28 protein-coding genes and 4 tRNA genes are annotated in these 24247 nt (G+C 36.0%); 18 read left to right on the top strand and 14 right to left on the bottom strand.

The window, feature by feature from the left end:
• Positions 1-13: 13 nt before the first annotated feature.
• The 9 genes from flgK to flgF form a co-directional block, all read right to left on the bottom strand.
• Entirely contained in the window at positions 14-1480 is a 1467-nt protein-coding gene (gene flgK / locus ACMAYS_RS13940) for a flagellar hook-associated protein FlgK (protein ID WP_158246917.1), read from the bottom strand.
• Positions 1481-1491: 11 nt separating this feature from the next.
• Complete coding sequence (locus tag ACMAYS_RS13935; protein ID WP_103218685.1) at positions 1492-1995, bottom strand: flagellar protein FlgN; 504 nt, start codon at positions 1993-1995, stop codon at positions 1492-1494.
• Positions 1995-2327, bottom strand: coding sequence for a flagellar biosynthesis anti-sigma factor FlgM (gene flgM / locus ACMAYS_RS13930; protein ID WP_103218686.1), 333 nt, complete (start codon positions 2325-2327; stop codon positions 1995-1997). Before flgM ends, ACMAYS_RS13935 begins: the two co-directional genes overlap by 1 nt.
• The gene (locus ACMAYS_RS13925; RefSeq protein WP_103218687.1) at positions 2320-2763 is read right to left on the bottom strand and encodes a hypothetical protein; all 444 of its coding nucleotides are present in this window, start codon (positions 2761-2763) and stop codon (positions 2320-2322) included. The genes flgM and ACMAYS_RS13925 overlap by 8 nt, the downstream gene beginning before the upstream one ends.
• A 129-nt stretch (positions 2764-2892) precedes the next feature.
• Positions 2893-3897 (bottom strand): flagellar basal body P-ring protein FlgI, encoded by a 1005-nt coding sequence (locus tag ACMAYS_RS13920; protein WP_103218688.1) that lies wholly within the window; start codon positions 3895-3897, stop codon positions 2893-2895.
• A gap of 3 nt (positions 3898-3900) precedes the next feature.
• Complete coding sequence (locus tag ACMAYS_RS13915) at positions 3901-4650, bottom strand: flagellar basal body L-ring protein FlgH (RefSeq protein ID WP_103218689.1); 750 nt, start codon at positions 4648-4650, stop codon at positions 3901-3903.
• The gene (gene flgA / locus ACMAYS_RS13910) at positions 4647-5489 is read right to left on the bottom strand and encodes a flagellar basal body P-ring formation chaperone FlgA (protein ID WP_103218690.1); all 843 of its coding nucleotides are present in this window, start codon (positions 5487-5489) and stop codon (positions 4647-4649) included. Before flgA ends, ACMAYS_RS13915 begins: the two co-directional genes overlap by 4 nt.
• Before the next feature lie 17 nt (positions 5490-5506).
• A complete protein-coding gene (gene flgG, locus ACMAYS_RS13905; protein ID WP_233189729.1) occupies positions 5507-6352 on the bottom strand; it encodes a flagellar basal-body rod protein FlgG in 846 nt (281 codons plus the stop codon).
• A gap of 6 nt (positions 6353-6358) precedes the next feature.
• The gene (gene flgF / locus ACMAYS_RS13900) at positions 6359-7144 is read right to left on the bottom strand and encodes a flagellar basal-body rod protein FlgF (RefSeq protein WP_103218691.1); all 786 of its coding nucleotides are present in this window, start codon (positions 7142-7144) and stop codon (positions 6359-6361) included.
• Positions 7145-7326: 182 nt separating this feature from the next.
• Between flgF and xseB the strand changes: the two genes are divergently transcribed.
• The 4 genes from xseB to ACMAYS_RS13880 all read left to right on the top strand — a co-directional run bounded on the left by xseB (position 7327) and on the right by ACMAYS_RS13880 (position 12009).
• On the top strand, positions 7327-7536 hold the full coding sequence (xseB, locus tag ACMAYS_RS13895) for an exodeoxyribonuclease VII small subunit (protein ID WP_199177562.1): 210 nt from the start codon (positions 7327-7329) through the stop codon (positions 7534-7536).
• Positions 7529-8308 (top strand): hypothetical protein, encoded by a 780-nt coding sequence (locus ACMAYS_RS13890; RefSeq protein WP_103218692.1) that lies wholly within the window; start codon positions 7529-7531, stop codon positions 8306-8308. Before xseB ends, ACMAYS_RS13890 begins: the two co-directional genes overlap by 8 nt.
• A complete protein-coding gene (locus tag ACMAYS_RS13885; protein ID WP_103218693.1) occupies positions 8305-11046 on the top strand; it encodes a penicillin-binding protein 1A in 2742 nt (913 codons plus the stop codon). Before ACMAYS_RS13890 ends, ACMAYS_RS13885 begins: the two co-directional genes overlap by 4 nt.
• Positions 11047-11118: 72 nt before the next feature.
• Complete coding sequence (locus tag ACMAYS_RS13880; protein WP_103218694.1) at positions 11119-12009, top strand: energy transducer TonB; 891 nt, start codon at positions 11119-11121, stop codon at positions 12007-12009.
• Positions 12010-12012: 3 nt separating this feature from the next.
• Here ACMAYS_RS13880 and ACMAYS_RS13875 read toward each other — a convergent pair whose 3' ends face one another.
• From ACMAYS_RS13875 to ACMAYS_RS13860, 4 genes are all read right to left on the bottom strand, one after another.
• The gene (locus ACMAYS_RS13875; RefSeq protein ID WP_021267699.1) at positions 12013-12306 is read right to left on the bottom strand and encodes a hypothetical protein; all 294 of its coding nucleotides are present in this window, start codon (positions 12304-12306) and stop codon (positions 12013-12015) included.
• Positions 12307-12493: 187 nt separating this feature from the next.
• Entirely contained in the window at positions 12494-12874 is a 381-nt protein-coding gene (gcvH, locus tag ACMAYS_RS13870; RefSeq protein ID WP_103218695.1) for a glycine cleavage system protein GcvH, read from the bottom strand.
• Complete coding sequence (gcvT, locus tag ACMAYS_RS13865; RefSeq protein WP_392994128.1) at positions 12874-13944, bottom strand: glycine cleavage system aminomethyltransferase GcvT; 1071 nt, start codon at positions 13942-13944, stop codon at positions 12874-12876. Before gcvT ends, gcvH begins: the two co-directional genes overlap by 1 nt.
• 16 nt (positions 13945-13960) lie before the next feature.
• Positions 13961-14824 carry a bifunctional 5,10-methylenetetrahydrofolate dehydrogenase/5,10-methenyltetrahydrofolate cyclohydrolase gene (locus ACMAYS_RS13860; RefSeq protein ID WP_412463479.1) on the bottom strand — a complete coding sequence of 288 codons (864 nt, stop codon included), beginning with the start codon at positions 14822-14824 and terminating at the stop codon, positions 13961-13963.
• Between the two features lie 63 nt (positions 14825-14887).
• Here ACMAYS_RS13860 and ACMAYS_RS13855 point away from each other — a divergent pair, with 63 nt between their 5' ends.
• From ACMAYS_RS13855 to ACMAYS_RS13830, 6 genes are read left to right on the top strand one after another with little or no spacing between them, the layout of a single operon-like run.
• Positions 14888-15061: a hypothetical protein gene (locus tag ACMAYS_RS13855; protein WP_021267658.1), complete on the top strand. Its 174-nt coding sequence runs from the start codon at positions 14888-14890 to the stop codon at positions 15059-15061.
• Between the two features lie 28 nt (positions 15062-15089).
• The gene (ruvC, locus tag ACMAYS_RS13850) at positions 15090-15635 is read left to right on the top strand and encodes a crossover junction endodeoxyribonuclease RuvC (RefSeq protein WP_392994133.1); all 546 of its coding nucleotides are present in this window, start codon (positions 15090-15092) and stop codon (positions 15633-15635) included.
• Between the two features lie 5 nt (positions 15636-15640).
• Entirely contained in the window at positions 15641-16294 is a 654-nt protein-coding gene (gene ruvA / locus ACMAYS_RS13845; protein ID WP_412463478.1) for a Holliday junction branch migration protein RuvA, read from the top strand.
• On the top strand, positions 16295-17287 hold the full coding sequence (gene ruvB / locus ACMAYS_RS13840; RefSeq protein WP_103218700.1) for a Holliday junction branch migration DNA helicase RuvB: 993 nt from the start codon (positions 16295-16297) through the stop codon (positions 17285-17287).
• Entirely contained in the window at positions 17277-18026 is a 750-nt protein-coding gene (locus ACMAYS_RS13835; RefSeq protein WP_412463477.1) for a hypothetical protein, read from the top strand. The genes ruvB and ACMAYS_RS13835 overlap by 11 nt, the downstream gene beginning before the upstream one ends.
• On the top strand, positions 18026-19249 hold the full coding sequence (locus ACMAYS_RS13830; RefSeq protein ID WP_412463476.1) for an amidohydrolase family protein: 1224 nt from the start codon (positions 18026-18028) through the stop codon (positions 19247-19249). Before ACMAYS_RS13835 ends, ACMAYS_RS13830 begins: the two co-directional genes overlap by 1 nt.
• A 4-nt stretch (positions 19250-19253) precedes the next feature.
• Here ACMAYS_RS13830 and ACMAYS_RS13825 read toward each other — a convergent pair whose 3' ends face one another.
• The gene (locus ACMAYS_RS13825) at positions 19254-19676 is read right to left on the bottom strand and encodes a hotdog fold thioesterase (protein WP_103218703.1); all 423 of its coding nucleotides are present in this window, start codon (positions 19674-19676) and stop codon (positions 19254-19256) included.
• A 225-nt stretch (positions 19677-19901) separates the two neighbouring features.
• Between ACMAYS_RS13825 and lpxC the strand changes: the two genes are divergently transcribed.
• From lpxC to ACMAYS_RS13785, 8 genes are all read left to right on the top strand, one after another.
• Complete coding sequence (gene lpxC / locus ACMAYS_RS13820) at positions 19902-20819, top strand: UDP-3-O-acyl-N-acetylglucosamine deacetylase (RefSeq protein ID WP_103218704.1); 918 nt, start codon at positions 19902-19904, stop codon at positions 20817-20819.
• 93 nt (positions 20820-20912) lie between these two features.
• Positions 20913-22631 (top strand): proline--tRNA ligase, encoded by a 1719-nt coding sequence (locus ACMAYS_RS13815; protein WP_412463475.1) that lies wholly within the window; start codon positions 20913-20915, stop codon positions 22629-22631.
• A complete protein-coding gene (locus ACMAYS_RS13810; protein ID WP_392994142.1) occupies positions 22631-23392 on the top strand; it encodes a TrmH family RNA methyltransferase in 762 nt (253 codons plus the stop codon). Before ACMAYS_RS13815 ends, ACMAYS_RS13810 begins: the two co-directional genes overlap by 1 nt.
• 64 nt (positions 23393-23456) lie before the next feature.
• Positions 23457-23533, top strand: a tRNA-Thr gene (locus tag ACMAYS_RS13805).
• Between the two features lie 18 nt (positions 23534-23551).
• A tRNA-Tyr gene (locus ACMAYS_RS13800) sits at positions 23552-23637 on the top strand.
• A 57-nt stretch (positions 23638-23694) separates the two neighbouring features.
• Positions 23695-23770, top strand: a tRNA-Gly gene (locus ACMAYS_RS13795).
• A gap of 80 nt (positions 23771-23850) precedes the next feature.
• Positions 23851-23925, top strand: a tRNA-Thr gene (locus ACMAYS_RS13790).
• Positions 23926-24170: 245 nt separating this feature from the next.
• A partial coding sequence (locus ACMAYS_RS13785) for a hypothetical protein (RefSeq protein ID WP_392861555.1) occupies positions 24171-24247 on the top strand: 77 nt, incomplete at its 3' end.

Below are 24247 nucleotides of genomic sequence, written 5' to 3'. Positions count from 1 at the left end.
TCAATAATCCTAATTACTGCTTAATTGATAAAACAGTATCAAACATTTCATTTGCAGTTTTCATTACTTTAGCAGCAGCTTCGTACGCGTGCTGGTACTTAATCATATTTGCCGCTTCTTCATCGATTGAAACACCACTAATTCTTTCGCGAATAGAATTCGCTTGTGCAAGAAGTCCCTCAGATTGTTCAGCATCGAGTTTTGCCTTACCAGTTTCAAGTCCGACACTACCAACAGTTTTAAGATAATCTTCTTCTAATGTTGCTGTTCCACCGGCCATTAATCTTTCGTGTTGTAGCTTAGAAATTGCAATGGCAACACGGTTATCCCCGGGGCTATTTGGTGATAGTGCCGTTGCGATATTAGATATATCTGATTTAATAGCATCACTTAAATCAATGTTAAGTGCAGCACCTTCTATTTTCATTGGTGTAGAGAAAAAGTTATTACCAGTTGTTGGACCTTTATTATCCATTGCAGCTGGGTTTCCATTAGCATCAGTTTGAATTTCACGATTCACATATCCTCTTCTATGGATAGCATTAACATAATTCATGAAATCATAAGCTGTCTGATCTAGTTTTTCTTTTAATTGCTTGATGTCGTTATTACGAACTTTAATAACTGCACCTAGAGATCCACCTTGGAACTTTTCTGTGATCTGTTGACCTGAGCGGCTTTCCCAGAAGATTTCCATTGAACCATCTTGGCCATTTGTTGACTCATCTTTACCAAATACATATGTTCCAAGTTTTTGTGCTTGGGCAGCAGTAACAAGTGTACCAACCCCTGGAGATTGTACGTTATAATTTCCACGCTCATCTTGATAAGTATGAATTTTAATAATTTTCGATAGTTCTTTTACAGATACATCTCGCTGATCTCGAAGATCTCCAGTTTCATCACCCGTTGCTTCAAGTTCTCTAATTTTTCTGTTTAGAAGTGCAATCGAATCAATATGTTGATTTGCATCCTTAACAGAGATTGCAATTTTATCATCAATACTCTTAGATATTTCATCTAGAGTCTCTGCAATTCTTCTAAAGTCTTTTACGATTAGTTGAGCTTTGTCACGTACAACGGAACGTACTGTTTCGTTTTCTGGTTGATTCGCAAGATCACGAAAAGAGTTGAAGAAATTGTTAAGGATTTGATTTAATCCTTCATTATCGATTTCGTTAAAGATATCTTCAACGCGACTCATTTGTTCAGCTCTGTTATTGTAGTACGATTCACTACTTTGACTATCTCGTAATTTTCTTTCAACGAATTTATCGTGAACACGATTAATACTTTTAATTCTTGTACCACTACCAGTAATTAAACCATCTTTGATCAGTGGCATATTTGATTGTTGGTGAACACGTTGACGAGAGTAGCCTTCTGTATTTGCATTGGAAATATTATGCGACGTCACCTCTAGTGATTTTTTAGAGGCGTTAAGTCCTGTATTCGCAATATTTAACAGACGTGTAGACAAATAAGCTCCAATTAAGGATTTCGCTCAAGCGATCTTTGCTGAGTGATACCCTTGGCATTATATGTAGATACTGTCTTAGTACCCATTGCACTTTCTCTAATCTCGCGAAGAGAGTTTAGCGCTTTGTTAATAAATAATTGGTTCTTCTTGTTTTGAGTTTGAATTTTTTCAATGATATCAACCAAAAGACCATTGAATCGAAAAAGATGTTTTCCTTCTTTTTCAGCTTCAAACTTTGAGAAAAAATCAATAAGATCTGTAATCGAATTAATTTTTAATTCTTTATAATCCCTTTGAATATTTGCAAGAATTTGATTTCTTGCTTTTTCATTTACTTCTATTTTTGAAATGATTCCTGACTTTTCAGCAACCTTTTCTTCTAGTTCATCTATCTTGCTATCAAGTAGGAGAGCGTATTCATCACAAGTTAAGTCAAATAGCTTGTAGTGAAGTTCACACTGTGACTTCCAGATATCTGTGATTTGAAAGTAATATGTAGCTAGTTGCGTTTTCATTATACTCCGAACTCTTCCCCAAGAATTTTGTCTGCCATTTTGTCGTAATCCATTTTGTAGTTACCACCTTGGATTTGCGCTTTAAGTGCAGCAATTTTTGCAGAGTTATCAATCTCGGGAGCTGCATCAACAGCTTTCTTGATGTGAGCAAAGTCTTTTACAGCATCTGGAATAGAAACTCTGGCATCATTTCTTGTTTGGTTATCGATGTAAGCTTTTTGAGCGATCGTATTTCTTTGAACTGGAGCTTGCTTTTGGATCTCTTGCGATCTATCGGCCGTAGTCTTAGCATTTGGAAAGAAACTTGATCTCGTATTTGTTACACTACTCATACTTTACTCCAATTTGTTTTGCCTGCTTCATTGCTATTCCTTGAGAAGGTTGAGTTGGTCCCTCTTCAATGCGAATTTGGTTCTGTGCATACTTATTTTTATTGTCCAAATAATTCTGATAATTTTGTTCATTCCTCATATGCTTTGGATAAATCTCATTCAAAATCATCTTCTGTATTTGGCTGTCTTCTTTAACAAGTGCTTTAGCACGTTCACTTGTTATTAGACCGTTATAGAAATTACCTGCTGTACTTTGTACGCCACTGTTAAGTGACTTAGTCATTTCTTTAACCATTAACTCGTTAAATTGTGCTTCAAGCCCTTGGGCAGCACCTTTGATCTCTTCAGGAATATAGTTTTCAGAATTTACAGGACGAACAGAATTTTGTGCATTTCTGTTTTGAATTTGTGGTCTATGAATTTTGATTTCATTCATAATACTCATCCTGAGTTTCTGGCCGCTCAATCCTTGAAAAGCCCATTATCATTAATATTTTAACATTTTTTTTAGTTTTTTTATACCTAGCCTAAAAAAATGGTAAAAAATGCTATTTGACATTGAAAGTTAAATTAGCTCAATTTCTCCAACTAGGGCACCGTTTCTCTTAAGTGCTTGAAAAATCGAAATCAGATCTTCAGGTGTGGCCCCTAATGCATTCAAGCTTTTAACGAGATCATTTAGTGTAGTAGTCTTGTCAACTAGTCGTACATTTCCTTCACTCGTATCTTTCTTTTTGTCATTTACTTGAATATTTAAACCACCATGAGAAATTGCAACAGCTTTAACTGCAATATCTCCACCAGCTACAATTGTACCAGTTCTCTCGTTGATGATAATCTTCGCAATGCGATCCGTATGAACTTTAAAGTTTTCGATGATTGCTAGAAGTTGTACAATTTTTCTTTGGTACTGTATTGGTACAATAATATCAACAGTATTTGAGTCCTTTGCTATGGCATATTTTCCACCTAGCTCTTGATTAATTGTTTTCTCAATTCTAGCAGCTGTTGTGAAGTCTGGACTTTTCAGTGCTAATCGCAGTGATTTCTTCTTATCAAAATCTAATTGTAGCTCGCGTTCAACAATTGCTCCTTGAGGAATAAGTCCTGTCGTAGCAAATTTTTTACCGTTTTCTAAACCACCAATTGAAATTGATCCATTCGCTACAGCATATACGTTTCCATCACCACCTTTAAGAGGAGTAATAAGAAGTGTTCCACCTGCTAATGAAGAAGCATCACCAATAGATGAAACTTTAACATCCATTTTTTGACCAACTCTACTAAAAGACGGAAGTTCAGCTGTAACAATTACGGCAGCTACATTCTTTGAACTAATTTCATTTTGTGGGTTAAGTCCAAGTTTTTGGAACATACGCTTTAGAGATGTATTAGTTACTTCACCACCACCATCACCGGTTCCATTTAATCCTACGACTAAACCGTAGCCAACGATCGGATTGTTTCGGACGCCTTTAACATCGACAAGATCTTTTAAACGGCTCATTTTGGCTTCAATATGTGTTCCAAAAGATAGAAGAATAAGACCAAAGATTAACTTTTTAAACATCAATTACCTCAATACCGTTACAGAGCTTTCTAAGAATTTTGTTGAATCAATTGTGTCGTCTTCATTAATATCTTTACGCGATATTAATGCTTGTAACTCAACAAGGTGTTTACGATTTTTAAATAAAACATTTTTTTGACCGCGAACAAGTAAGTGGTCACGGCTAATCTCTTCGACAATTACTCCTGAGATTTTGTCGTGAACTTTGTTAGATGCACTCATGTCTTCGCCCTCTTCAGCAGTTGTGTTAGCTTGGGCCTGACCTGGTGTTGTAGTCTGTGTTGTACTTTCTGGAGTTTGTCCACCAAGAGAAGGTACTGGAGGGAAAGCTCTTTTTAGTTCCATCGTGATGTCATTTTTAAGACGAGTTTGCACATTTACTAAAATAATATCACCATTTCTCTTCCACTTGTTTTTAGTAAATAGATAGTTCTCATTTCCGTTTCCGGCCCAAAGGCTACCGGTGTTTCCTTGATCATGGAAGCTATTAGCGGTTACTCTTTTTGGTTGTGCTGCTATTTGATTGTTGTTGTACTTTCTTTGCACCTGAGGTGTCATATTTGGCGTATTTGAAGAAGTCTTCCTTCTGTCAGGGTAAGAGTTTCGATATTGGTCAAATGTATTATCAACATTTGCTCTTTTTTGTTCAAGCTCTCTTTGGTTAACCCCGTCAAGCTCGTTGTACATTTTGTTAATGTAGTTAGCACAAGATGTTGTTAATAGTGCTAATGTTAAAAATAAAATTTTTCTCATAAATCTACCTTCACTTCATTGAGTCCAATTACTTTCGCTGTGAATACTTTATTTGTTTTTATGTTTTTCACTTTGATAAAATCTTGTAGCTTGCCTGTTGACATTGGAAGAGCTTGTCCTGTCAGTTTGATACCATTGGTGTTAAGTATGACTTTCACTGGAACGCCAAAAGAGACTAGGTTAATAGGGGATAAGTCTCTCTTATTAATTGTTTCACCCGGAGAGATAATTTTATTAGATTTATAAAATGCTATCTCTTCTAAGTTTTTGAATACAGCTTTTTCATCTGTTGTATAAATTGTCTTCTCTTCAACATTATTTGTGTTGATTGATTTAAAGTTAAGACCAATTTCATTTTTTGCAACAATAGCTTTAATAGGCTTTTGAACAATTATTTCAAACCACTTAGCTACGCCATCAACAGATACTTTAAGTTTATTATGACCAAGCTTGTTACACTCATTGCACATGAGCTCAATTGTTGTAAGGTTATCTGTTTGAAGAGTTTTAATAGGAGATCGTGATTTGAAATTAACTTTCCAATCGTCTTGAATTGTAAACTGAGTTTTTACAATATCTTCCAAATCGATAATGACGGAATCTTTTGTCAGTAGATTTATGTCATTCTGCTTTAGGTCTCTGCTGTGATTCAAATAGAAGTTTCCACGTGCAGAGATAAGCATTTCGTTTAAGATCTCTAGTTGAGAACGGTTACAATTTTGTGATTCATATGGAATCTCAGAGTTTTCGACACGATAATTCTTTTGTGCCAGAGAAATCTCGCAAGAGTTCGCATAAGAAAAGCTTGTTATAAATGTTAGAAGAATTAGTTTAAACACTCTCTCTCAACTTCCTATTATCTTGTAATATTGTTTACTGTTTGTAGCATTTGATCTGCTACTCCCATTACTTTTGAGTTCATTTCATATGCCCTTTGGGCCTTGATAAGATCTGTCATTTCATTCATAAGACTAACATTTGCCATTTCAAGTGCACCTTGTTGCATTGAACCTGCATTATTTGTTCCTGCAATTCCTTGAATTGGTTGTCCACTTGCTGTTGTTTGACGATAGAAGTTCCCACCATCATTGTGTAGGCCTGGGTTATTTACAAATGTGAATACTGGAATTTGACCAACAACTTGTGGTTCAACTTGACCATTGAAGTATGCTTCAACGTTTCCATCGTTTCCGATACTCACAGATGCTACACCTGGTGGAAATGTAATTCCTGGAAATACTTGGTAACCCTGTTTAGAAACAAGTTGTCCTTGTGCATTTACATTGAATGCACCATCTCTTGTATAAACAATTTGTCCATTTGGTTTAATGATTCCAAAGAAGCCATCACCATTGATCATTAGATCAAATGGGTTATTTGTGATTTTTGGTGCTCCGGCCGAAAATACTTTTCTGACACCACTAATTTTCGATCCTGAACCTACTTGTACACCTACTGTGTAATTTGAGTTTGCATCCGAACGTGATCCAGCTTCTGTAATTGTTTCATACATAAGATCTTCAGATTCAGCTCTTTGCTTCTTGTACCCAATTGTATTTAAGTTAGCGACGTTGTTAGAGATTGTGTTAACGTGCATCTCCTGAGTGGCCATCCCTGTTGCTGCAATATTAAGGGCCTTCATCATTCCAAATGAATAACGGGCCATGAGTAAGAATGTAATAAAAAGAACAATATTTTTCATACTACCTCAAAATTTGATCATTTCATTAACTGACTTAGAGCTAATTTGATCATAAGTTTTAATTGCTTTTTGTATTGATTCAAAATGACGGTGAGCTTTAATTAGCTCAGACATCTCAGACACGGCATTTACATTTGATTGTTCAATAAAGCCTTGGTGGACTGATGTATTAATCTGTTCTTTCAGATTACCTTCATTATTATTGATATAAAGTGAATTGCCTTCTTTTCTTAGTGCATGCATATCATTGAATTCAGCAATATTTAGTGAACCAACTTGGTTGTTATTAGCGTAGACTGCACCATCTAGAGCAAATGTGATATTTCTCGTTCCTGGTGGAACTGATATTGGTTGGTTATCTTCTCTGTTTAAAACAGGATAGCCTTGCTGTGTTGTGATAACACCATCTTGACGTAGAGAAAGAGTTCCGCGCCTTGTGTAGCGCACACCCTTAGGTGTTTCAATGGCGAGAAATCCATTTCCACGAAGTCCAATATCTAATGGATTGCTAGTAGGAGATAATGTACCTTGCGTAAAATTTGTGAATGACCCATCTACCTTAACCATGGCATGCTCTGCTCCATAGCTTCGATAGAAGTCTTCAGGGGCCCATTCCTTATTAGGTAAATCAATATCTTCAACACCTTTATCTAGTGCTGTTAAGTATTCTTTGAAAGCGAGTTGATCTTTTTTAAATCCAGGCGTGTTTGCGTTTGCAACATTATTGGCAATTGTATCAACTTTCTGTTGTTGTGCGATTGCACCGGATAGCGGTACCCATAATTCTTTCATCTGCCCTCCTGGCAAATTCTTCTTTAACTATACCAATCGGGGTGCCAAATTACCTACATAGGTAAAAATGACCCATGATGTAAGTAGTGATTATCACACCTTTTTATTTAAAGAATATGCAAAGTATGGGAATATTAGTTCACATTGGAATTATTAATGTTGAATTTATGACACGGTGAGATATGGCCAAGAAAATTGATATTGAACAAAATTTAAAGAGATTAGAAGAACTAGTTCACGGACTTGAGTCGGGAGAACTTACTCTAGACGATAGTTTAAAAAACTTTGAAGAAGGGGTTAAGCTATATACTGATAGTAAGGGCTACTTAGAAAAAGTTGAAAAGAAAGTTCTAGAATTAACAGATAAGTTAGAAGAAAAAGAAATTGAATAAGCTAAATTTCATTCTTATATTTTTTGTTTTTGTCTTCTTAAGTAATACTTGCCAAAAACAACCTGAAGAAGAACAAAGAGTGGTCACAATCTCAGTCGATGCAGAGGAAACAAATATTATTCCTTCTGTCGATGAGCAGTCATCTTATACTGAGTATGGGCCTGGTCAGGTCAATCCAAATACACAAGCGTTACAAACTTCTGAAAAAATCAATACAGTAGGAATCATTATTGGTGCAAGTTCAGATTTTGATACTGATGTTATGGACTATGTTTCATGCCTGCTTAAAAATGATGTGAAAATTAATTTTGTTGCTGGTATTGGTAGTTCTTCGGCAATAGCAGCAATGTTAGCTCAAACAAAGAAGCCTGAACTTGTTAAGTGGAAGTTCTTTAGATTGAAAGAACGTACGAATGCACAAGAAATTGTAGAAAATTTAGAGCTAGATGCTAGGACAATAAAGAAGTCTAGTATCGCCTACTACTTAACAACAGTAGGAGTGAACGGTAATATCACTTTTATGACGAAGGGGAATATTGTCGAAGGCTTAAAAAATAATATTGAAAATAATAAGAAAATACTGGCCGCTCAAATTGAAATAACAAATGAAGATATCGCTCGTTTAATTGCCCAGAGAGTGTTCGTGTTTTCATATGAGAAAAACTTATCGGTTTCGAAAAATCAGATAAATGGTAAAATGATTCAAATCAATATGCCTAAGCAAAATTTTAGCTTAATGAAGAAGTGTGAAATTATAAAAGAGAATTTATGAAACATTTAAAAAGATTATTAGTATTAATGTCCTTCTTGGTTTTATTTGGAGGATTATTTGTTTTTTCAATACTAGTATACTTTTCTTTTACGTTACCAAAAATTAGTAGTCTTGCAGATTATAATCCACCAATTAAATCGAAAATTCTTTCAAAAGATGGTGTTGTTTTATATGACATTGGAAAAGAGAATAGAGAAGTCGTTGAGTTTAATGAGATACCTCCGCGAATTGTTGATTCCTTCTTATCTGCGGAAGATTCAAATTTCTACAATCATGATGGTGTTGATTACTTTGGAGTACTAAGAGCTCTAGTCGCTAACTTGAAAGCGGGTCGTGTTGTTCAGGGTGGTTCAACAATTACGCAACAGGTAGCTAAGTCACTTTTACTTTCATCAGAAAGATCAATTACAAGAAAGATTAAAGACTTTCTTTTAGCTCAAAAAATTGAAAAAAGATTTAATAAGGAAGAGATTTTATTTCTTTATCTAAACCAAGTTTATCTTGGTGGTGGATACTATGGAGTAAAGTCTGCATTTCGTGGCTACTTTAATAAGGAATTAAATGAAGCAACCGTTGCTGAGTCAGCACTAATTGCAGGGCTACTTGTTGCTCCTGGTAAGTATTCTCCTTATCGTAATCCACAACATGCAAAAACGAGACAGGCATATGTTCTTGGCCGTATGTTTGCGAATAAGAAAATTACTAAAGAAGAATATCAAGCTGCCCTAAAAGAAAAAATCAAGTATCAGCTTAGAAAGAATAGTCCATTCCTTGCGGGATATTTCACTGACTGGGTACGTAGACAGGCAATTGATATTGTTGGAGAAGAGAAGTTTTTAACTGAAGGCTTCACCGTTCAGACAACTCTTAATTATGACCTTCAAAAGACTGCTGAAGAAAATATCAAGATCGGTGCAGAAGAAATTGATAAACGCCAAGGTTTCCAAGGACCAATCGGTCATATCGAACTAGAAGAACTTGATAAGTATATTGAAGAGTTTCGAGTTGAGCTTTACAAAGATAAGTCTAATTATTTTACACTTTCTGAAAATAATGAAAGGGAATATGAACTGCAATTAAAAGAAGATGAGCTCGCAGTACTTAAGGAGTTCACACAAGAGCATATGTCAAAGCTCTACTCTTCGAGATTCTATCCTGGTTATAATGCTGATGATCAGTTATTAGGTCAACTTGAAAAGGATAAGTTGTATAAAGCAGTAGTGCTTCGTCTTGATGGCCGTATGAGAAATATTATTATTTCTGTAGGTGGTATTACTGGAGTAATCCCTTATGAATCATTTCGTTGGGCACACGAAAGAAAATATACGGATGCACGTAAGTATTTCCCATATATAAAGAACCCTAATGATATTTTAAAGAAAGGGGATATTATTCATGTAAAGATTAAAGATTTCAGCACGAAGTTTTCAGAACATGTCTATTCACAATATGCCAATACTTATAAAAAGCTAAAAGATTATAAAACATTAGAAGAGCAAATGTATTTAGAGTGTACGCTTGAGCAAGAACCTAAAGTTCAAGCTGCTTTAATGAGTTTGAACCCATTTACTGGTGAAGTGATTTCAATGGTTGGTGGTGTTGATTTCGATAAAAGTGAATTTAACCGTGCACTACAATCTAAGCGTCAACCAGGTTCTGCCTTTAAACCGCTTCTGTTTGCCGCTGCTTTAGAAAATGGTTATCAACCCAATACAATCATTCTTGATACTCCAGAAGCTCTTGGAGGAGCTAATCAGGCCCTTAATTGGAAACCAAGAAATTATGATGGTAAATTTAAAGGTCCAATGACTTTTAGAGAGTCACTTGAATACAGTCGAAATATTCCAACAATTAAGATTGCTCTCGATCTTGGAATGGATAAAATTTTCAACTATCTAGATCGAATCAATTTTCATGCAGATATGCCAAATGATATGTCGATTTCTCTTGGCTCTTTTGGTGTAACGTTACTAGAAATGATTCGTGCATACTCTATCTTCCCTAATGGAGGAAAGAAGGTTCTGCCGAAATCAATTATTTCAATTACAGATAGAAATGGAAAAGAGTATTACTTCCAAGATGACTTTGCGACTCAGTCAAAACTTGAGCTAGAAAAATTAGCTAAAGAGTCAAAGAATCTAAATCAAACTGAAAATGTACGTGAGAAAGAAGGTGATTCTCATAATGAGTTTGAAAAAGAAGCAGTCAATCCGTATTTATTAAATTTAGATGAAGAACAGGTATACGATCCAAGATTAGCATTTATTATGACTAACCTTTTAAAGGGTGTTGTTCATAATGGTACAGGACGAGGCGCTCTAAGTGTAAGTCAATTCTTAGGTGGTAAAACAGGTACAACAAGTAGTTATGTGGATGCTTGGTTCTTAGGATTTTCTCAAAATATCGTAACAGGTGTTTGGACGGGGATGGATGATAACCAAACTATGGGTTGGCCGGAAACAGGAACAAGAGCTTCGATGCCAATTTGGAAATCATATATGCAACGTTCTATTCAGATCTACGGTGAAAGAGACTTCCAAATGCCTCCAGGAATTGTGAATGTTTCGATCGATAAGAAGACAGGTGAGTTAGCAAATGGCTCTGGATCAAAGTTTTTGGAAAGTTTTGTTGAAGGAACTGAACCTGGCTCTAATTCTAAGAATAACTTCTTTAAAAAAGAGGAAAATAGTCAAGAAACAGGTGCAATTCTTGAAGATGACGATTTCTTTAACAATTAATCAAAATATGTAGTAAATTTTTCGATATTTTCTCCGAGAAGGCTAAAGAATACTTAGTTTCTCGGAGACACTTTGGAATTAGTTCATAAAAATCACAAGACATATATATATCTAGCAATAGCTCTATCGCTAGTTGTACATATCTCTTTGATGCCTTCAAAGCTAACTTCAATTTCTTTGTCATTAACTAAACCACAAGAAGAAAAAGAACCTGAGCGAATCCGTCTAAGACTTAATAGAGATAAGCCTCGTCAGATCGTGACAGCGGCCAAGACAAATCAAGAACTCGCAGATGATGCAAAATACTTGAGTGAAACAAATAATAAAGTCGATCGTGAAACGAAGGCCAAGGAAGTTGCTGCATTTAACATCGGTGGTGTCGGTAACTCAAAAATTGATCAAAAGAAACAGGGTTCAAAGACAAAGAAGAAAGAGCAACGTAAAATGACAAAGTCAAAATCTGGTCGAATCAGTTTTGAAGACTTTGCAGTCGCACAAAATTCTCCCCTCCAAAAGGATCAAAACCTAGTTAAAGGTACTAAGACAGGTAGCAAGAACCACAGAGGTATTGCTAGTTCAAATGATCACCTTGAAGATGTTAAATTAGGTGATTTCACTAAACTAAATACAGTTGAATATAAATACTACGGTTTCTACTTCAGAATTAAGCAACAGTTAGAGCAACATTGGGGCGCTACTCTGCGAGAAAAGATGGAGTCCTTATATCGTCAAAATCGTCGTGGACCAGCTGGTGAAAAATTTCTCACAAATGTACGTGTCGTTTTAGATAATGACGGTAAGATTATTAACGTTATTGTAAATGGTACTTCTGGAGTTAAAGAATTAGATGACGCCGCTGTAGAAGCTTTCAATAAGGCCGGGCCATTTCCTAACCCACCATCTGGTTTAGTTAAAAATGGTCACGCAAATATTGATTGGGGTTTTGCAGTTACAAAGAACTAAGTCTTAGTGCTTTGTATTTCCTTTAAGCATCTTCTTAATGTTGTTAATACCTTCCATGAGAACGTAGTCAGTCCAAACCTGATCTAATTCTTTAATCGTTTCAACGATTTTAATAGCGGCTTGATCGTATGAGATACGATCTGTCTCTGCTAGTTGTTGAATGGCATTTGAGATTGCAGCAATAGCAGACGAATTACAAGCTTGGTTTAATCTATCCTCATAAGTAGTATCGATCTTTTTCTCTTTACCCTTGATGATTGCAGTATTGATTAGCTGAATAGATTCTTGATTATGCATTTAATACCTGTCTCTATTTAATGATGAACATTGGAGATTGCGAGTATGAAGCCTTCGTAGGACTTCGTAAAGGAAAAAGTTGGTCAATTGAAAATATTTTTAAGATATAAATTTGTAAGTTACTGAAATAAAAAAATGCCCTCATTTCGAGGGCATATGTAAGAATTTGAAATAGATTTTATTTTGTTTATTCTTGACAAAGGCTTTCGTATTCTTCGTTAGAAAGTAACTCAGAAAGCTCTTCTTGATCTGTAATTTTAACTTTTATCATCCAAGATTCATATGGTTCAGAGTTTAAATTATCTGGTGAATCTGGTAGTTCTTCATTGATTTCAGTGATAACACCTGAAACCGGAATATAAAGATCACTTGCCGATTTAATTGATTCAACAACACCAAAAGTGTCGTCTTTTGAGAACTCTTGACCTACTTCTGGTAGCTCAACAAAAACAATATCACCTAAAGAGTTTTGAGCGAAATCTGTAATACCTACAGTTACGATATCACCTTCAATCTTTGCCCATTCGTGCTCTTTTGTATATTTAAGATCAGTTGGAATATTAGTCATTATTTGTGCCCTCCGGTAACAAATGGTTTTGTATGATAGTTTGAATCTATTACATTCTTTCGAATTTGTATTCTAAATTTCTTATTTTCAGGAAATAAATCACGCTTAACTAGCCCTAGGCAAATCCCTTGAGAGTTAGTTACTGACATCGTACCACTTGTTACTTTACCGATAACTTGATCTTGGTCATTTAGAATCTCGTAACCTTCTCTTGGAATACCTTTATCAATAGAAAGTTTAACTAGTCTATAGTTTGCAGCGGCTTCTAACAGTGCTTCTTTTCCAATAAATTTTTCTTTATTTAGTTTAACAGTCCACTTTAGAGCAGCATCGAGTGGAGTTAATTCGTCATTGAGCTCATGGCCATATAGTGGATAACAAACTTCAAGTCTAAGAACATCACGTGATGCTAGGCCACAAGGTGTAACTTGTGCACTTAAAAGATCCGACCATAGTTTCTGTATTGTTTCATGTGAACCAAATACTTCGAATCCATCTTCACCTGTGTATCCTGTTCTTGCCATGATTACTGCAGCACCATTCCAATTACTTTCATAAGCAGAGTAGTAAGCAGCATTTTTAACTGAATCAAAACCTAGTTTAGAAAGTACTTCTTCAGTTTTAGGACCTTGAATCGCAAGAAGAGAATAGTCATCAGACTGATTCGTTAGTTCAATATCAAAACCTTCAGTTTTCGAAGATATCCAATTCCAATCTTTTTCAATATTGGCCGCATTTACACAAATTAAAACTTTTTGTTCTTCAAGTTTATATGCAATAAGGTCATCAATTACTGTTCCATTCTCACGGCAAAGTGGCGAGTAAACAGCTTTTCCTGTTTCCGCATTAGTAAAATCGTTAGTGATAACATAGTCAACGAAGGCTACAGCATCTGGACCAGTTACAAAGAATTCACCCATATGTGAAACATCGAAAACACCGATGTTGCTTCTTACCGCTTCAACTTCTGCTTTTACTCCAGCGTACTGAATAGGCATTTCATAACCTGCAAAGTCTGCCATTTTTGCCTTAAGGTCGCGATGCGCCTGTGTAAGTGATGTTTGTTTCATAAATTTCCTTAGGTTTTTATTTTTTAGCTGCGCTAATTAAATTTTGAGAGACACTGAAGATTGTCATTGGGCCAATTCCTTTAGGAACTGGAGTAATTGCCGCAAGTTGATCTTTTATATTGTCAAAGTCGCAGTCACCGCAAAGTTTGCCATCAATACTTCGATTAATACCGACATCGAAGACAACTTGTGTCTGATCATCTCTGAAATATTCTTTAGTAAAGAGCTTTGGTGAACCAATTGCTGTCACAATAATATCGGCTGATTGAGTTAGCTCTTTTAAGTTTTGAGTTTTAGAGTGTGCAAGTGTAACAGTTGCATTTAAATTTGTTAGGAGAAGTGAAAGTGGTTTCCCAACGATAAGACTTCTTCCAACGATGACAACATTCTTTCCTGTAAAATCAATTCCGTAGTACTTGGCCATTGTAACAATACCTTTTGGCGTACAAGGAATCATTGATGTTTCACCAAGTTGCCCACGGTAAAGCTTAGCAACATTTTCGTAGTGAAAACCATCAACATCTTTATGAGGAACAACAAGGTCTGTTGTATCTACTTGAGAGAGCGATTTTGGTAGTGGAAGTTGTATCAGGATCCCGTGAACTGATGGATCTTTATTAAATTGGTTTACGATTTTGAGGAATTCTTCTTCACTAATCGAATCTTCTAGATTAACGATTTCGCAACTTGCACCAATTTTTTCTGCAAACTTCTTCTTACTATTTGTATAAATAACGCTTGCGGGATTATTACCTACAAGAATTACTTTTAAACAAGGTGTCGTACCCATACTTTTTAGGGAGCTACACTCTTCTTTAAGAAGTTCAACCTGCCTTTCTATGACGGGTTGCGCATATAGTAATTTTGTCTCATTTTGCATTATCACATATTATCTTTATAGCTTGGTATTGGCAATTTCAGAATTAAGTCGTATTCAATTGATATGTTTTTTTGGTTAGGACTTGCATTACAATTAATCGGTTTCGCGTCAGTTGGGCTTTGTCTTTTTGTAGGTTTACAAAAAGGTGACTATGAAATGCTTGAGCTCTATCAATTTATTGGTGGATCTGCAGTTTTTTATATTGGCCACATGATAAAAGGCGTAGATCGCTCGTAAATTCGAATTTTTCGTTTATACTAAATCTATGTATATTCTAGGAATTGACCCGGGATCTCGTACCACTGGTTGGGCGGTTATCGAAGTTGAAGGTCGAAAATTTAAATATGTCGATTCGGGTGTTTTAAAATTTGATAAGATACCGGAGTTTCTTGATCGTTTAGCAACGATTTCTTCTTCAATTAAAGATATTGTCTCAATGTATAAACCTGATGAGATTTCAGTTGAGGCTTTGATTTACGTAAAAAGTATTCCCGCATTATCAAAACTTGCTCAAGCGAGGGGAGCACTAATTGCAGGTTTATCTGATAAGTATCAAGGTAAAATCACAGAGTATTCACCGAACTTAATAAAATCTAGTGTTACTGGACATGGTCTTGCTTCAAAAGAAAGTGTTGATCGATCTCTAAATATGATTTTTGGTAAGCTAGATTTCAAGTCACATGATGAGTCGGATGCCCTTGCTATAGCGCTTTGTCACGCGTTGAATCGTGGACAAAGGGCAAAAATAAAGGGAAAATCGTCTCATACTCGTACAAAAGCACGTACATTAAAAGAAGTATTTTCTAAGTAGGTTATATGATTGGTCTATTACAAGGCGAAGTTGTTTTCAGCGATGGAAACGAATTAATTCTTTTTACTCCTTCTGGGGTAGGTCACCAAATTTATTTTCAACATGTTTTACCAGAGGGCTCAGTTGCTGCAATCTTCATCTCACATATTGTGAAAGAGGCAAGTGAAGAACTTTTTGGTTTCCGATCTTTGAGAGAGAAGAAAACATTTGAATTACTTTTAAGTGTAAAAGGTGTTGGTCCTAAAGGAGCATTTGCTCTTGTGACAAGTATTGGTGTGGATAACATAATTGATGCTATTACTTTTGATAATAAGAAAACACTACAAAAGGCACCAGGTGTGGGAGCGAAAGCTGCTTCACAGATCATTCTTGATTTAAGTGGAAAAGCACAAAAAATAAAAATGTATTCTAAGGCTTCTGCTTCTGCGAATCAGACAGCACAATCAATCTCTCAAGCACCTCTAAATCTTGAGCTATTTGAAGAAAGTGTATCAGAAGTTGTTAATCATGAGTCGGCACTAATGAATGATGCAATCATGGCCTGTAAAGAACTTGGTTTTACTGAAGATAAAGTGATGCCACTTGCAAAAAGAATTTTAGATGAAAACCAAATTACAAGGGCCGAACAATTAGTTCACCTTGTTTTAAAAGAGGTGTAAATGTCTGAAGGACGTTTTTTTGATCCAACACTTGATGAAGAAGAAACAAGAAAAGAAATTGTTTTAAGGCCGAAAGATTTTTCTGAATATATAGGTCAGAAAAAAATCGTACAAAATATTGATGTGATGGTTACTTCCGCTGTTAAAAGAAAACAGTCTATGGACCATGCACTACTTTCAGGTCCTCCTGGACTAGGAAAGACATCTCTTGCCATGATTATTGCTAATGCGCTCGGAAGCCAGCTTCATGTTATATCGGGACCGGCCATTGAGAAGAAGGGTGATCTTGCGGCGATTCTTACGAATTTAGAGCCTCGTGATGTTCTTTTTATCGATGAAATTCATCGCATGCATATTTCTGTTGAAGAAATTCTTTATTCAGCAATGGAAGATTATCGCCTCGATATTGTTATTGGTGATGGTGCCGCTGCAAGAACTATGCAAATTGAAATTGCTCCATTTACATTAATTGGTGCCACGACAAGATCAGGGTTATTGTCAAATCCTCTTCGTGATCGTTTTATGGCACATTTTCATTTTGATTTTTATAAAGCTGATGAACTAGCAAAAATTATTTCTAATAACGCTAAGAAAATCGGAATTCAAATAGACGAAGATGCAGAGCACTTAATGGCAAGATGTGCTCGAGGTACTCCAAGAATCGCTAATCGTGTTCTTCGTCGCGTGCGTGACTTCGCTATTGTTCGTGATTCTTCTCACGTTAATATTAATGATGTGAAAAAATCTCTAGAAATGATGGAAATTGATGAACACGGGTTGGATCGTATGGATAGACGCATCCTTTCTGTTATTCAACAGTATTATGGGGGAGGTCCTGTAGGTATAGAAGCACTTTGTGCAACTCTTGCTGAAGACCGCTCTACGATTGAAGATGTTTATGAACCCTTTCTTTTAAAAGAAGGTTTTTTAATACGTACGCCAAGAGGTCGTGAGATCTCACAAATTGCAAAAGAGTTGATTAATGAAGAATAAGTTTTTATTTCTGTGTTTATGTCTTATTACGTTTAACATTCAAGCAACATATGATTTATCCGCATCAGCTGGGTATCGTTCTTATATCCTAGGAGCAGCGGCAAGAGTTGATGCTGGAGTCAGTCAGGAGATGTGGCGATATAACGAACAAATTTATGGCTTCATTCGTGAGTCTGCTTATTTCAATACAAGTGGTTCGATCAATTCCGTTGGTGGCCGTATCGATTTTTTTCCAGTTTCAATTTTAGGCTTCACTGCCGGAACTGAACAAGTTTGGCGTTCATCGAAGGAGCTTTCAACTTTTGATTGTGAAACACAGATATGTGATGCAGACGGTACACGTTCGTATTTAAGAATAGAAAATGTTCTAGCTTATAAAAAGTTTGTCACAATAAACGATTATCAGAGAGAGTTTTTTAAGTACAGCGGCTACTCAGGACTTGTTGTAAATGCTCTTCATTCAATGGAAATAGATACGAATGATATTGTGAATGTTATGAGAAATATCATCGCTTACCAGTATAGCGATACATATACATTTGGAGTTCTTCACTTTCGTTCTTGGTCAGAAAAAAGTAAGCAAGATACTGCTTATGTTGGAATGTTAAATCAGTTTAAAAAAGATAAGTGGACTTACGATACTATCTTAGGGGTAAATCACGACCGTGATGATCATGATCACTTCAGTGTGCTTCTACAAGTTAAATACGACTATAAAAAAGGTCTAAGGTTATTTTAATGAAAAATTTATTATTTATTACTCTCGCAATGCTATTGTCATCGTGTTCTCTCCTCTATGGAAAACTTGGTGGCGATTTTGATTACAAACCAAATGAATATGAAAAACTTCCGAAACATGTAAAAGACTTTGTTGAAAAATCTTACGATGGAATTGATCTAAAGAAATTAAGAGATACTCACTTACATATCGTGGGACTTGGGAATAGTGGAAGTGGTATTTGGGTAAACCCAGATATGCAAGATTGGTATAATCACTTATCAAAATATAATCGTTTTAATGTTTATATTTCCGCTTCTGGAGTTGATGATAAGTCACAAGCAGATGAGCAATATGTGGCCCGTCTCGTTGAACTGATGACTTACCAGCCACACTTTATTCCAGCCTATGCACTTGCTTTTGATTATCATTATAAGTTAGATGGTACAAAAGATCTTACGCATTCAGAATTTCATGTGCCTAATGAATATATTTGGAAGTTATCACAAGAACATCCTGTGAATTTTAAAATGGTTGCTTCAGTACATCCTTACCGTAAAGATGCAATTCAAGAATTAGAAAAATGGGCCGCTCGTGGTGTGAAGTTTGTAAAATGGTTACCAAATGCAATGGGTATCGATCCTGCAAATAAAAAAGTTATTCCATTTTATAAAGCGCTTAAGAAATATAATATGACTCTTATTACACATGCCGGTGAAGAGAAAGCTGTAGAGGGTGATAAGTTTCAAGAGTTAGGAAATCCACTTCGCCTACGTCATGCACTTGATCTTGGTGTTGATGTAATTATCTCTCACGCCGCTTCACGTGGAAAATGTGAGGATCTAGATAATGGTGGAGTACAAGCAGAGTGTTCTGATTTATTTTGGAGACTTTTCAAAGAAAAGAAATATGAGAAAAACCTCTTCACAGATCTATCGGCACTTATCATTTATGAAAGACTTAGTGAGCCTCTAATTGAAATGATTGAAAATAAACAATTTCACTCACGTGTAATGTATGGATCAGATTATCCTCTTCCTGCAATTAACTGGATTTACCGTACGACTGATCTTGTAGAGAAAGGATTTATTACAGAGGAAGAAAGAGAGATCTTAAATGAGATCTACTCAATCAATCCACTTCTTTTTCACTTCGTAGCACTGAGAACTGTTAGGCACCCAAAGACTGGTGAGAAACTCACTAACGAAGCCTTTGAGATGCCAGCTCGACTTCTTAAAAAATAAAAATTTATTTCTTAATAACTGCCATCGTCAGGCGAGAGATACAAACTAATTTGTCTTTCTCGTCTGTGATGCGGATATCCCAGATGTGTGTCGATTTTCCAAGATGGATGGCCGTTGCTTTTGCAGTAACAATTCCTGATTGAACTGGACGCACATGATTTGCATTTATCTCCAAACCAGCAGCATAGAATTTTGAAGAATCTAAAATAATATTTGAAGCGATTGATCCAACTGATTCCGCAAGGACACAACTTGCTCCTCCATGAAGAACGCCGTATGGCTGTCTTGTTCTTTCATCTACAGGCATCGTCGCAACTAAGTAGTCGTTTCCTGCTTCAGTAATTTTTATATCAAGGTGCTCAACACAGCAGCCAGCATTGAACTTATTCACCTCATTTAGATCGAGATTATTAAATAAATTTTCCATCAATAAACCTTCTTTAACGTATTCATGAATTTAAATTAACGTTGTTTTAACATCTGCATTTATTTTACGGTTATTATTAAAAGAGTGGAAGGGTTGGTTAAATTTTGTTACAAAAGCCTCTAGGACAGGAAATTCAGTAATATTTTGCTCATGTATGACGATACTTGCTATATATTGCTGCTCAGTTTAAAATTACAGAAAGTACTTAAAATTAGGTGATTTTTAATGTTAAACCAAAGAACTATAGCGAAAAAAGTGATGATTACAGGAATTGGGATCCATTCTGGAAAGAAGGTGACAATGACTCTACATCCTTCAGAAGCAGATTCTGGTATCCAGTTTAAGAGAACTGACATTAAAGATTCACAAGTGCTAAAGGCTACTGCAGATACTGTAGGAGCTACTGAGAACAATACAGCAATTGGCTCAGGTCCAGGTGCAGTTCATACTGTTGAACACCTTCTATCTGTTCTTTATGGTTTCGGAATTAATAATTGTTATATTGAAATTGATGGGCCAGAGGTTCCAATTATGGACGGTTCAGGCGCTTCATTTCTTTATGTTATTAAAGAGACCGGAATCCAACAACTTCATAAAACTAAGAAATTTCTAGTAGTTACTAAAGCAGTAGAAGTAAAAGTTGGCGAAAAATGGGCGAGAATTGAACCTTGTGAAAAGCTAGTGATCGATTCTACTATCGTTTTTAAGCACCCTATTATTAAAACTCAACGTAAAGTATTTGAATTTACTTGCGAGAATTACATCGCTGAAATTGGTCGAGCGCGTACGTTTGGTCTATTAAGAGATGTTGATATGTTAAAGAGAAAAGGCCTAATTAAGGGTGGATCTCTTGATAATGCAATTGTTCTAGATGATTTTAAAGTTATGAATCCAGATGGATTACGTTTTGATGATGAATTCGTAAGACATAAGATTCTTGATACTGTAGGTGATATCAGCCTTCTAGGTTATGAAATTGCCGGAAAAATCACAACTTACATGTCTGGACACCACGTTCACAACGTTCTTTGCCGCAAGCTTCTTGAGACACCTGATGCATATGAAATTGTATCGGCAACATCACTTGAGAAAGAAGCAGTTCAAGCGTTTGATCTGCCCATGGCCCTTGCGCCGTCATTTTAATCAGTCGATATAAAAATATTTAACATTTATTGTGTGAATTACAGCGTGTACAATGGTATGGATTTTCACGCGTTATAAAAGAGAGAGAATACTATGATTCTATCAAAGGGATTTTGGCAAACTTATAAAGAAGTGCCAGCGGATGCAACAATTGCATCACACCAGCTAATGATGAGAGCAGGTTTAATTCATAAGTCAGCAGCTGGACTATATAATTATCTACCAATGGGTTATCGTTCAATTCGCAAAGTAGAACAAATTGTTCGCGAAGAAATGGATAAGGCCGGATGTTATGAAATGCTAATGTCTGTTGTAACTCCAGGAGAGCTTTGGCAAGAAACTGGGCGCTGGGACAAGATGGGTGGCGAGATGCTTAAGTTTAAGGATAAGGCAGATCGTGATCTTTGTATTTCGCCGACAAATGAAGAGGCCATCACTGATGTTTTTAGAAAAACAATCAAATCATACAAAGATCTACCTTTAACGGTATATCAGATAAATACAAAATTTCGTGATGAGATTAGACCTCGCTTTGGACTGATGCGTGGACGCGAATTTATCATGAAGGATGCATATTCATTTCATGCGACAAAAGAGTGTCTTGATGAAGTCTATGACAACCTCTATCGAGCATATGAAAATGTCTTCAATCGTTTAGGTCTTGAATTCTCCGCTGTTGTTGCAGATGGTGGGGCAATGGCCGATGGTGAAGCGAAAACACACGAGTTTCAAGTGATCGCAGATGCAGGTGAAGATGCAATTATTTATTCAAATGAAGCAGGATATGCAGCAAATATTGAAACGGCAAAAACTTTAAGAAAAGTCGAAAGTGCAGCTAGAACAGGTGATATGGCCGAAGTTGCAACACCTGGTAAAGCAACGATAAAAGACGTTTGTGATTTCTTAGGAAAGAAAGAATTTCATTCAATTAAGTCTCTAGTTTATAAAGCAAAGAATGAAGAAGATGAAATTTTTGTACTAGCACTTCTATTAGGTGATGATGAGTTAAACGAACTAAAACTAGAAAAAGTTTATCCAGGTCGTGACTTAATCGCTGCTACTGATAATGAACTAAAGACATTAGGTCTTGAGAAAGGTTTCATTGGTCCAGTTGGGATCGATAACTTAGAAATTGTATTTGATGCACAGATCGATTTAGACGCGGCTTACATCGTAGGTGCAAATAAAGTTGATATGCACTTAGAGAATTTTGTCGCAAATGAGCAGCTTAAAGATATTAAGATTGCTGATCTTAGACTTGCCTGTTCTGGTGATTATACTCTTGATGGAAAACACCAAGTTGAGCTTAAAAGAGGAATTGAAGTAGGGCACATTTTCCAACTTGGTGACAAGTATACGAAGGGAATGGGGGTAACTATTCTCGATCAAAATGGAAAAGCTGCGACACCTTTAATGGGTTGTTACGGTATTGGTGTAACTCGTTTAGTTGCAGCAGCGATTGAGCAAAACCATGATGAAAATGGAATCATATGGCCAGCAGCAATTGCTCCTTATAATTTATCTTTCGTTGCAATTACTAAGTCTGATGAATACAAAGCCAAAGCTGATGAACTTCATAAAGAGCTTATATCAGCAGGGTTAGAAGTTATTTATGATGATAGAAAGGCTGGACCTGGATTCAAATTTAAGGATGCAGATCTTCTAGGGTTACCTCTTCAAGTTGTACTTGGAGAAAGAGATCACAAAGAAGATGGCCTTCTAGAAATCAGAGTTAGACGTACTGGTGAAAAAATAAAAGTAGCTCAAGACCAACTTATTTCGAAAGTTAATGAGCTTTTAAAGGACCTGTAATGGAACAAGATATCATTGTAGGAGTACATTCGATTGTACATGCAATTCGTAATCCTAAACGTAAAACAATTGAGCTTGTTGCCTGTGAAGAGGGAATTGATAAGCTATACAAAATGGGTGGGATTAAGAAACAAGAACTTGATGGAATCAAAGTTAAATTAGTTTCTTCTCACAAAGTTCAAGAGCTTGCTAAGGAACTTTATACTGAGCAGGAATTTCAATACTCAAGAGTTCCGTCAGGTGTTTTCTTGTTAACAAGTCAAAAAGAAATTTTAGAAACAAAGCCATTATTTGATTCTATTGATAATGGTGAAGAAGTTAAAATCTTATGTCTAGATGGAGTAACAGATGTCCACAACGCTGGTGCAATCATGCGTACAGCAGCGTTTTACAATGTTACTCATATTGTTTTTGCAGTAAAAAATAATTTCAATATTGGACCTTCGATGGCCCGTATTGCTTCTGGTGCTCTTGAGTATATTGACATCGTTAAATGCAATTCTTTACCTAAGTTTTTATCTGCACTAATTAAGCGTAATGTAACTCCTATAGGGCTTACAGAACATACTGATGATAATGAGCTTGGTGAAATTAATGGAATTAAGTGCCTTGTACTTGGGGCAGAAGATAGAGGACTGTCACATGCAACAGTTCGTCTACTGGAAAAGAAAATCCGTTTAGAGCCAATGGGTAAAATTGAGTCTCTGAATGTATCGGTTGCTGCGGCAATTGCAATGGAAAAAGTTTTTTCTAAAAAATAAGTTAAAAAAAGCTTGCCAGGTTTTTAATTCTACTTTATAACTTATTTCCATCGCAAGAATGTTTGCTGGCATAGCTCAGTTGGCTAGAGCAGCGGTTTTGTAAACCGCAGGTCGTAGGTTCGAGTCCTATTGCCAGCTCCATTTTTTTACAGCGGTTGTGGCGAGGTTGCCGAGTGGCCAAAGGCAACAGACTGTAAATCTGTCGGGGTATCCCTTCGATGGTTCGAATCCATCTCTCGCCACCATTTTAAAAATAAATCTTTACAGATTGTTTTTGAAAGGTTATAAAAATTAAATCTTATGCGGGCGTAACTCAGTTGGTAGAGTGTCAGCCTTCCAAGCTGAATGTCGCAAGTTCGAACCTTGTCGCCCGCTCCATTAAAAAGATCCTCTTAGAGGATCTTTTTTTTTGCCAAAAATCCAAACTCATTATTAAAATACACTAATCTTATTTTTTTGCTCGCGTGGCTCAGGGGTAGAGTACTTCCTTGGTAAGGAAGAGGTCACGGGTTCAAATCCCGTCGTGAGCTCCATTTTGTTTTCTATTAATAAACTTTTTTGTGCCCTTAAGTATAGATTTTACTGGCAATTCAAGTTTTTTATGTTATCAAAATGGCACTATGTAATTTGTGGGTTAGATTTTAGCTTGGATGGCATTTTTTTTATGTTGAATCTAAGATGAATATAGTCGATACTTACAACTCAAATTAGCTTTTAGGTATATAGTTATTAAGACAAACATAATGTTTTGTTTAACTTTTTTAAGGAGACTTAAGTCATGGCAAAAGAATCTTTTGACAGAAGTAAGCCCCACGTAAACATTGGTACGATCGGGCACGTTGACCACGGTAAGAC

Source organism: Halobacteriovorax sp. RT-2-6 (genome assembly GCF_047085025.1).
Lineage (GTDB): Bacteria > Bdellovibrionota > Bacteriovoracia > Bacteriovoracales > Bacteriovoracaceae > Halobacteriovorax_A.
This window is presented reverse-complemented; position numbering and strand designations above follow the sequence as displayed.